General features: G+C 31.8%; 4 protein-coding genes and 1 tRNA gene. 4 read left to right on the forward strand and 1 reads right to left on the reverse strand.

The annotated features are described in order from the left end of the window. Positions 1 to 464 precede the first annotated feature (464 nt). The 4 genes from ACI48Q_RS20855 to ACI48Q_RS20870 all read left to right on the forward strand — a co-directional run bounded on the left by ACI48Q_RS20855 (position 465) and on the right by ACI48Q_RS20870 (position 7,094). Positions 465 to 2,810, forward strand: a complete 2,346-nt coding sequence (locus ACI48Q_RS20855; protein ID WP_474921032.1) for a cache domain-containing protein — start codon at positions 465 to 467, stop codon at positions 2,808 to 2,810. Continuing rightward, positions 2,803 to 4,182: a sigma-54-dependent transcriptional regulator gene (locus tag ACI48Q_RS20860; RefSeq protein ID WP_474921033.1), complete on the forward strand. Its 1,380-nt coding sequence runs from the start codon at positions 2,803 to 2,805 to the stop codon at positions 4,180 to 4,182. Before ACI48Q_RS20855 ends, ACI48Q_RS20860 begins: the two co-directional genes overlap by 8 nt. Before the next feature lie 238 nt (positions 4,183 to 4,420). Next, positions 4,421 to 5,686, forward strand: a complete 1,266-nt coding sequence (locus tag ACI48Q_RS20865) for a M20/M25/M40 family metallo-hydrolase (RefSeq protein WP_474921034.1) — start codon at positions 4,421 to 4,423, stop codon at positions 5,684 to 5,686. 28 nt (positions 5,687 to 5,714) lie between these two features. Beyond that, positions 5,715 to 7,094 (forward strand): APC family permease, encoded by a 1,380-nt coding sequence (locus tag ACI48Q_RS20870; RefSeq protein ID WP_474921035.1) that lies wholly within the window; start codon positions 5,715 to 5,717, stop codon positions 7,092 to 7,094. A gap of 355 nt (positions 7,095 to 7,449) precedes the next feature. On the opposite strand, the gene ACI48Q_RS20875 is transcribed toward ACI48Q_RS20870, so the two are convergent. Continuing rightward, positions 7,450 to 7,525, reverse strand: a tRNA-Ala gene (locus ACI48Q_RS20875). Positions 7,526 to 7,566: the final 41 nt, after the last annotated feature.

Below are 7,566 nucleotides of genomic sequence, written 5' to 3' on the forward strand. Positions count from 1 at the left end.
GTTAATGTCATTTTGATAGATTTCTCTATCGGAATTAACTGGTTTTACCTTCTTCTCTGTTTAATTTTCAAAGACCATTTCTTCATCACTTACTAGTGACGACTTTTACTATTCTATCAAGGAATCTCTTCCTTGTCAACAACTTTTTTCAAGTTTTTTTAACTCGTTTTTTTCGTTGTTTTCGTTGTTTTCTCATCGCCTCTCAGCGACAAGATTTATATTAACATAATTATTCACTCACAATTTCCTATAATTAATTATTTACTAAGATTATATCCATTTTATGAGATTATGCTAAAAAATACTTACTTATACTTCTATTGATACACACGGAATAGTATATGTAATATGCTTCTAATACCTCTTGTGATTTACATTCCCTGATAAAGTAAACACTTCTTTATTACTATATGCTATAATCATTTTATACTTCTATAAGTACAAAATAAAGGAGTGTAATGATTATGAGAAGATCTTTAGTTACTAAAATAATAAGTTTTTTTATTCTCATATGTATAGTGCCTTTTACACTATTTACTCTTTTCTTTGTTCAAGAGAGCAGAGCTATGGAAGATAAAAATATGAAAGAAAATTTAAGTGCACTTGCTAAGGAAAAAGCAGATGTTATTTCAAAGGAATTAAATCAAGTAGAAAGAGAAGTAGAAAATCTATCTCAATGGACTGAATATATCTTAAGTGAAGATCAAAGTGGAAAATCTCTTCCTAAACACTACGTTCTAGATAGTAGAGGAGTATTAGGAAAACAAATAGATAAAGAAACTTCTTTAACTAGCACGTCAAATGTATATGTTCCTAATAATATTAAATTTACAGAAGAAGTAATAAGTGATCTTATTAATACAGAAAAATTGGATGATATTTTCAGTAACATAAAAAAAAGTAACTCTTCTGTAGAATATATCTATATGGTTTCAAACAATGGTTTTATTAGAGTATATCCTTATTTATCTAATTTGACCTTTGACCCAGATCATGATCAAAGAAAAGATCCATTTTATACTTTAGTAGCACAAGAGAGTGGTACTAAAGCCAACGCAGTATGGACTGAACCATATTATGATTATGGTGGAAATGGGTGGGTAATTACCTGTGCCTATCCCATTCATGTTAATGGAGTTTTTAAAGGAACTGTATGCATAGATGTTTCTTTAAATAATATAAAAAAAACACTGGCAGATTTCAGTTTAGGAGATTCAGGCTTTGCTTTTATAATAGATAAGGGGGGTAGTGTTATTTATCATCCAAAATATATGAGAACAAGCCAAGTACAAGGTGAGCTACTCAACACTAATATTTTCCAACAAGAAATTAGTGAAAATTATGAAAAGATATTATTAACCATGGTACATGGAAAAAATGGACTTCTTTCATATAATAAAGGGTCAGATGAAAACATTGTTTCTTTTGAACCAATTAATAATTTAGGATGGAGTTTAGGCATAGAGGTTAATAAAAATGACTATGTAGTGGGCTTCAAAAGATTGGCATCACAATTTTGGTTGGCTATAATACTGATTATTTTTATGCTTCTACTCATGGGGGTTCATCTTTCTTTAAAAATAACAAATCCTATTTTAAGACTTACTCAAGATGCTAAAAAAATATCCAGTGGAAAATTTGGAGAAACTGTACAGATAACTTCTAATGATGAAATAGGTATCTTAGCTGAATCCTTCAATACAATGAGCCTTAAAATTGAAAAATATACGGAGAATATAATTAGAAGTAAGAATCAATTAGAAACTGTTTTCAATAGTTTTAGCGGAATAATGATGATTCTAGGACCAAATTATCAGATTAAAAGAATTAATGAACAAGGTTTAAATATAGCCATAAGAAGTTTTAAAAGTGATAATGTTATAGGTATGTTTTGCTATCAAGTCTTTAATAATGCAAACTGCCCTTGTGAAGACTGCCCTATCACAAATACATTAGAGACTAAAAATGAATATAAAAGTGAAGCCTTAAGAGGATCAGAAATATATCATCTTTGGTCGTTTCCTGTATATGATAACTTAGGTGGAATTGAGGAAATAGTTATACATAGTAGAAAAGTAACAGAGCAGATTATGCTTGAAAAAGAACTTATTCAAGCTGAAAAAATGGCTGCAATTGGTCAAATGGCTGCTGGAATTACCCATGAATTAAAAAACCCATTAGCTGTAATAAAAGGCGCAACATATCTACTTAATTCTTATGAAGCAAATCATAAAGATGAGATCGCTAAAGAAGCTATTGAGGAAATAGAAGCTAGCATTATAAGATCTGAAAAAATTATTTATAATCTTCTTGATTTCTCTCGTCCTTCAAATGAAAAGATAGAGAAAATAGACGTTAGAAGTCTTCTCAACCAAATACTACTTTTAGAAAGAAGATCTATTATTAAAGGAAATACCAATGTGATTATAAATTTACCCAGAGACCCATTATATATATTGGGTAAATCTAGCTCTATAAAACATGTATTTTTAAATCTTATCACTAATTCTATTCAGGCAATGCCTAAAGGCGGAATATTAGACATTACCGGTAAAAATTTAAATAATAATAAAATAGAAATATGTTTTTCTGATACTGGTTTAGGAATACTAGAGGAGAATCTTGGAAAAATATTTGAACCTTTCTTTACTACAAAAGAAGCTGGTAAAGGCACAGGGCTAGGACTATGGATTGTCAAAAGAGAAATTGAAAACCATGGTGGAGAAATTAAAGTGAAAAGTAAATACAGAAACGGGACAACCTTCATAATTATACTTCCTTCTAAAGAAAGGTGTGATACAAATGAGTAATAAGTTGAATAAAATTTTGATGATAGATGATGATGAGAGCTTTTTAAAAATTCATTCTAGAATTTTAAAATCTAAAGGGTATGATGTTCATACTTCTATTAGTGGAGAATATGCCTTTAGTATGATTAAAAGTGAATCTTATGCTGTAGTCATATGTGATATTGTAATGCCAGGTATTGGTGGTATTGATGTATTAAATAAAATTAAAAACGAATACGATGATATTCAGGTAATTATGCTTACAGGTGAAGCATCGATTTCAGGTGCAGTTGAGGCTATGACTTTTGGTGCTTATACTTATCTTGTGAAACCTGTCAATATAGAAGAATTCCTCTTAAATGTTGAAAGAGCAATAAATTTTTATAATTTAAATACTGAGAATAGAAGACTAAAGAACAGAATTGCAGTAATGGAAGAAAAGATACAGTTATTAGGTGATAGCTTAGAGATTAAAGAAATTAAGAAAACCATTGATATCGTTGCTCTCACCAATACTACAGTGCTAATCACTGGAGAAAGCGGCACTGGAAAGGAAATTGTTGCTAATCTTTTGCATCAAAGAAGCTTTTGTAGCGAGGGTACTTTGGTAAAGGTAAATTGTGCAGCATTGTCAGAAAGTATTTTAGAAAGTGAGCTATTTGGACATGAAAAAGGAGCCTTTACAGGTGCTATATCAACGAAGATTGGACGATTTGAAATGGCAAATGGAGGTACTCTTTTTCTTGATGAAATAAGTGAAATTTCCCTAAAAACTCAAAGTAAACTCCTTAGAGTACTCCAAGAAAAAGAGTTTGAACGTGTAGGAGGCACTAAGACTATAAAAGCTAATTTTCGCTTAATAGCGGCTACTAATAAAAATTTACCTGAAGAAGTAGCTAAAGGTAGCTTTAGAGAGGATCTTTTTTATAGAATAAACGTTGTCCCTATTAACATACCACCATTAAAAGATAGATTTGAAGATATTCCTATACTTCTCAATCACTTTCTCCAGTATTTTTGCACTGAAATGCGTAAACCATCTATGACTTTTTCTAATGAAGCATTAAAAGCTCTTATGGAATATAATTGGCAAGGAAATGTACGAGAACTACGAAATTTGGTAGAAAGATTAGTGGTGTTTTCTTCTAGCAAAGTAATTCATGTTGCTGATTTACCACAAGAAGTGAGGAATGTAGAAATAAATAATATAGAAAAAGATAACTTAACTTTTCTTGAATCTAAAAAAATATTTGAAAGAAACTATATAACTAATGCGCTGAAGAGAAATAACTGGAACATTTCTGCTACAGCAAAAGAAATAAATATTGCTAGAAAAAACCTACAACTAAAAATTAAACAATTAAACTTATCAAAGAATGATACGAAAATGTAGCACTATGTAACTAAAAAGTATCATGTAGAAAAGGAGATATTTAGCAAGAATATGAAAATTCTCAATATTTTGATACCCTAAGGTATCACTTAAAAAAACTTATATAAATTTATTATTAGAAAAGCGAGGAAATATGCGTGTTCCCTTGCTTTTTTAATTTGGCATAATATTTGCTCTATATAAACATGTGTAGAAAAACACATTCGACAATATAAATATAATTTTAGGAGGGACTATTATGAGTAATTTTATTCAAAAATCAAATGCAGGAAGGATGTTTAATGATATCAAGTGTTTAGCTGAACTCGGAAATAGATTTGCAGGTTCAGAAGCAGAATTTGTAGGTGGAAAATTAGTATCAGATTGCTTTAAAGATTCAAAAGCTCAGGTAATAGAAGAAGAATTTCCTATTAAAACTTTTAATGAAGAGTATTCTTTTGTAAAGATTGACAATGAAATAGAAATTCCTTCAAGAGCTATGTTCTTCTCAGAGGCAACTTCTACTGATGGAATAAAAGGGGAATTAGTTTATGTAAACAAAGGACTAGAAGAGGACTTTAAAGGAAAAGATGTTAAGGGCAAAATAGTTGTTTTTGAAAGAGATAAAGAAACTATGAAAGATCAATTTTGGCCTGAAATATGTAATGCATCAAAAAATGGTGCAATAGGAGCAATCCTTATTAACTTTGATCCTTGGATATTTATTACCACTTTAGAAACTGGATATTTTGAAGTTGAAAGAAGGTTCCTTCCAATTGATCCACAGTCAATTCCAGCTGTAGTTATAGATTCTATTGAAGGTGATAAGCTTTTAAAACTTATGAGTAATAAAACAGTATCAGGAAATCTTGTAGTAAGAACTGAAAATAAAGATGGACATTCAGTTAATATTCGCGGTATAAAAAAGGGCAATAAATTCCCTGAAGAAAAGATTGTTATTTACGGACATAGAGATTCTGCAGGAACACCAGGAGCAAATGATAATGGTTCCGGTACTGCAATTATGATGGAATTATCAAGAATTTTAGCTGATACAGAACTTCATCGTACCGTTGAATTTATATCACTAGGTGCTGAAGAACAACTTGGCTCTGCTGGTTCAGATGCATATATCCAAAAACACAAGGATGAATTGGGAAAAATTAAAGCGGGCATTGAAGTAGATATGGTAGGAGCAGGTAGTGAACTTTGGGTAATGAAGGGTGGAAATTGGCCTGGACGACAAATTCATTTCCCAGAAAAGCTATGTAATTATGTAGTAGATGTTGCAGATGAAATGGGATATTATTTGGAACAAGATTACTGTATATTAGGCACACCAGACAGTGGAAGATTTACAGAAGCTGGAGTTCCAACTACATGGATTTGGGGTCCTGGTGATAAGCATTATCATAGCCCTGAGGATACACCAGAAAAAGTCGATCCTAATAAATTAAAAGCTTTAGCAGATATATTGGCAACAGTAATTTGTAGACTTGCAAATGCTGAAGAAATTAAATGGTAACACTCATAGGAGATAGGAGGATATTTAATTGAGTACAGAATTTGAAAGCATAAAAAATACAGTCCCAGAAGGTGGAAACTTAGGTTATAACGATGAGTTAAAAAGAGTTTTAACGTTAAAAGATTTAACTATATACGGAATTGCTTTTATGACTCCTATTGCACCAGCATATATATACGGTACCGCCGCACAATTAACAGGTGGAATGCTAGCATTAGCATATCTCTGTGCAATGATAGCAATGCTATTTACAGCTTATAGCTATGGCCGCATGGCAGCAGCTTTTCCAGTGGCTGGATCAACTTATACATATACTCAGCGTGCTATTAGTCCATATTTAGGATTTCTTGCTGGCTGGTGTATGTTTATGAGCTATGTTTTAGTTCCACTTATAGTATTCATGGTGGGAGCAGCCTATGCTAGTGTAGCAATACCTGCTATTCCTTATTGGGTATGGGTAGTTATTATAGCTGCAGTCACTACTTTCGTAAATTATTTTGGCGTAGAGCTTGCGGCTAAAGCAAACCTTTACCTAGTTGGGTTAATGGGCGCCATTGTGTTAATATTTGTATTTATCTGTGGGAAATCACTCTTAGGTGGCGTTGGCGAAGGAACCTTATTATCAATTAAACCATTCTTCAACAAAAGTACTTTTTCCATTTCCACACTTATAGCAGGTGGTGCCATTGCTTGTTTCTCATTCCTTGGTTTTGACTCCATAACTACTATGGCAGAAGAAGCAGTAAGACCAGAAAAAGATATTGGTAAAGCTGCTCTTATTTCCTGTATTGTGGGTGGATTAATATTTATAATTCAAGCTTATGTTATACAACTAGTTTGGCCTGATTATTCAACCTTTGCATCTTCAGATACTGCTTTATTTGAAGTGGCTAAGCTCGCAGGTGGAGCATTATTAGCAGGTCTTTACACCTTTGCAGTTGTTATTTCTACCTTGACAGCAGGACTTACAGGACAATCTAGCGCTGCACGTTTACTATTTGGTATGGGAAGAGATGAGGTATTACCAAAAAAATTCTTTACTCACTTACATCCAAAATATAAAACTCCAACTTATAACATTTTCATAATGTGTGCTATCGGAGTTATAGGTGCTCTTACTCTTAATATCTCTTTAGTAACAGAGTTGTTAAATTTTGGTGGTCTTATTGGCTTCATGTGTGTAAACCTTTCTGTAATTGTATATTACTTTGTTAAGAAAAAGGAAAAAAAGCTTTTTTCTAATTTACTAATTCCAGCTTTAGGGTTTGTTGTGTGTTTCTATTTATGGATTAACCTATCAACCTTTGCATTAATTGTAGGCTTCACTTGGCTTTCTCTAGGAGTAGTTTATGGAATTATATTAACTAAGACATCAAAAAAGAAATTACCAATGTTAAATGATATGTAATAAAAAGTTACAAATATAGAATCTTCTTATTAAAAAATAATGCCAATATGCATAATAGATATTGGCATTATTTTTTATATAATTTCATTAATTTCACCTGTTGTGCTATCTAAATAAACTAGCAGTATCTAAAAATAGAAAACCCTAGCAAAGTATATTCCTTATAATTAAGAGAGCATACCCACTTCCAATAATAATGGAAAATATACTTTAGATTTATGTTACATCTTTTTGTGACATTTCATAAATATTTAACTAATTTTACTCTAACTTCAGCTAATGTGGATGATAAAACTCCATTATGGAAATTATGCAAGAGGTGTAAAAAAAGACTGTAACAAATGTTACAGTCTTTTGGTGGAGATAAAGAGATTCGAACTCTTGACCCCCTGCGTGCAAGGCAGGTGCTCTCCCAACTGAGCTATACCCCCAAATATGGTGGACCTTCAGGGACTCGAACCCCGGACCTACC

It is taken from the genome of Clostridium sp. LXY-7 (genome assembly GCF_056172015.1).